We start from the raw sequence: 249 nt of genomic DNA, 5'->3' as shown, positions 1-249 counted from the left end.
GCCGATCCCGCCGACTGGCTGGCGGCCCGCAACCTGCGGCTGGCGGCGCGGCTCGACGCGACCGGCCCGGATCCCGCCGCCGGGCGCGGGCTGATCCGCGAGGGCATCCTGCGCCGCGCGATCGGCCTGACCCTCGAAGCGGTCGGCTGCGAAGCGCCGATGGGCGCGACCTGCCGGGTCGAAGTCGCCGACGGCTGGGTCGAGGCCGAGGTCGTCGGCTTCGCCGGCGAGCGCACCTCGCTGATGCCC

General features: G+C 77.9%; 1 pseudogene. It reads left to right on the top strand.

Annotation, left to right across the window (positions count from 1 at the left end):
* Positions 1-249: pseudogene (gene fliI, locus SB719_RS21730) on the top strand (flagellum-specific ATP synthase FliI); the annotation flags it as partial.

Source organism: Pantoea sp. SIMBA_079, assembly GCF_046940275.1.
GTDB lineage: Bacteria > Pseudomonadota > Gammaproteobacteria > Enterobacterales > Enterobacteriaceae > Pantoea > Pantoea borealis.
This window is presented reverse-complemented; position numbering and strand designations above follow the sequence as displayed.